The sequence below is a fragment of the Microbacterium sp. Bi128 genome, assembly GCF_918698205.1.
Genome location: NZ_CAKKMM010000835.1, coordinates 1 through 2,237 on the forward strand (window position 1 = coordinate 1; position 2,237 = coordinate 2,237).

The 2,237-nt window shown below is 63.2% G+C and carries 4 protein-coding genes; 2 read left to right on the forward strand and 2 right to left on the reverse strand.

Features of this window, described 5'->3' with window-relative positions:
* Both LQV45_RS26890 and LQV45_RS26895 read right to left on the reverse strand, forming a co-directional pair.
* Positions 1–389, reverse strand: a 389-nt coding sequence (locus LQV45_RS26890; protein WP_230009797.1) for a hypothetical protein, incomplete at its 3' end; no start/stop codon positions are given.
* Between the two features lie 276 nt (positions 390–665).
* Entirely contained in the window at positions 666–1,235 is a 570-nt protein-coding gene (locus tag LQV45_RS26895; RefSeq protein ID WP_230009799.1) for a TetR/AcrR family transcriptional regulator, read from the reverse strand.
* A 55-nt stretch (positions 1,236–1,290) separates the two neighbouring features.
* Here LQV45_RS26895 and LQV45_RS26900 point away from each other — a divergent pair, with 55 nt between their 5' ends.
* Both LQV45_RS26900 and LQV45_RS26905 read left to right on the forward strand, forming a co-directional pair.
* Positions 1,291–1,794 carry a DUF4188 domain-containing protein gene (locus tag LQV45_RS26900; protein ID WP_230009803.1) on the forward strand — a complete coding sequence of 168 codons (504 nt, stop codon included), beginning with the start codon at positions 1,291–1,293 and terminating at the stop codon, positions 1,792–1,794.
* 210 nt (positions 1,795–2,004) lie between these two features.
* On the forward strand, positions 2,005–2,237 hold a 233-nt coding region (locus LQV45_RS26905; protein WP_230009806.1), incomplete at its 3' end, for a GNAT family N-acetyltransferase.

Below are 2,237 nucleotides of genomic sequence, written 5' to 3' on the forward strand. Positions count from 1 at the left end.
CGCTCAGCCCTGCGTTGGGCAGCGTCCAGATAGTCCTCGCGCGCCGCATCAAAGACCTCGTGAGGAAGACTCAGCGTTGCACGGCTCAACTGGCGTCCTACCAGCAGATCGCTGATTGCCCCCGGGATCTCCCGCGTCCCCCGAGCACCTTTCCCGGACCGCCTGAGCTGCACGCCCTGCTCCGTGAGCCGCATCCCCCAGGATGAGTCGACCTCAGCAAGGCTGGAACCGACCAGGACCGCTATTGCCGTCTCTACCCGTTCCCGGGAAGGGACGTCGGCCTGCAGCATGTCCCACCCCGGCAGCAGCGCACGGAGCGACGAGGAGCGCCTCCCATCATGCAGCAGGGTCACGAGCGTTGCAGCGTCATCCATGTCTATGCGGTCCACGCCGTTCAGGCTAGCGCACTCCGAGCCGCCACCGCCTCGGGAACAATCACCGTCTCGGAAGAACGTTAAGTTCCCCAACACTTCGGCCGAGGATTCCCGGGAGGTACCGGAGCTGACTCAGACGTTAAAGCGGAACTCCACCACGTTCCGTCACCAAACAACCCGTTGTAGAACAGGGGGTACGCTGACGAACATACTGGTCGACCATCACGAGATCCGGATTTCGACGGCTACTGCGACCCCATGGTCCGCCGGCTGCTTGAGGACTAATGTTCCCTAGCGTCGCAGCGAGCGGCCAATCTGGCTGATAGCGGCATCATAGGCCACATCCCAGATCCAGCCAGCAGCCGGTGCACCGGCCAGCTCCAGTGACACCAGCCCGTGGACTTGGCCCCACACGACGGCGACCATCGAGGCGATCTCGTCATCCGCTGCTCCGGGCAGCGCTGCGGCAACCGCGGCGAACAGCGGCGCGATCGACGGCTCAGTGGCACCCGGCGTCGGCCGACACGGCACCTGGCCGGCCAGTGAGCCGCCGAACATCAGGCCGTAGAGGATCGGATGCTCCAGTGCCCAAGTTCGGTAAGCCCGGCCCAATGCTTCGAGGCCGGCAGCGGCGACCTCTTGTTGGGAGGCAGCAAAGGAAGCGAAGCCATCGTCGAGCACGGCAGTCAACAGCTCCGCCTTGCCCCCGAAGAGCGAATACACCGCCGTCGTCGACGTCCCAGCGGTAGCGGCAATACTGCGCAGCGATAAGGAGGCGGCGCCGTCGCGGGCGATGAGGGAGGCTGCGCTGTCGAGCAGCCTGCGACGCAGGGTCTCATCGTGGACTATGGGTCTTGCCATAGGACAAGTATGGCATAACACTGTTCTGTAACAGCGTTATGAATAGGAGAAGCCCATGTCGGAGCAAGTGCACGCAGGACGTTTCACTGCCGATCCCGGAGGCGGCCCGGTGACAATCTTCCTGATTGGGATGCGCGCCAACCGGTGGTGGAAATTCGGGAAAGTGGCAAGGGTGGGGGCGGCCATGCCCAGGATGCTTGCCCACCTGGCCAAGACGCCGGAGGCTGGATTGTTGGGCTACCAGCAATGGTTCGGGCGGACGACCATCATGGTCAGCTACTGGAGGAGCCCGGAGCATCTGCAGCGGTTCGCGGCCGACCGGTCGGCGCCGCACCTTGAGCCCTGGCGCCGATTCATGCGCGAATCCGCCGGTACTGGCGACATCGGCGTATGGCACGAAACCTACGAGACGATGCCCGGTGGCAGGGAAAGCGTGTATAGCGATATGCCGGTCTTCGGGCTGGCAGCCGCTACCGGTCACGTACCAGTGGGAGCGGGACTGAACACCGCACGCCAGCGCTTGGAGGCAGACGAGGTAAGTTGGCGTCTGTCCGAATGAGCCGTCTAGATTGCAGTTTCTCACTGTGCAAGGTCCCCGGCCAATAGTGAAGGCAGAGCCTGTTGATTGGAGTCATCGCCGCGATTCTCCGCCACGGACGGCGACCCGGCACGCTTCCGGTGAACCCGGCGCAGCAAGCCTCACCACCGTGCGAACGGGCCGCAGCACTCCCGAAACAAATCCAAAGTTCCTACGAGGAGAAGAAACTAAATGCCGACTTTCAACGGCCCCGAAACAGGACCCGCTGTCGCCCATTTCGAAACACCGCGCCTTCATGCCCGCCCATTCCATCCGGCAGATGCAGAAGCCTTTGCCGCCTATCGCGCCCAGCCCCAGGTCGAGCGGTACCAAAGCTGGAGCAATTACACCCTTGAACAAGGTCGCACCCTCATCAACTCGATGCAAAACATCCAGCCCGGCATACCGGGAGAGTGGTACCAGTT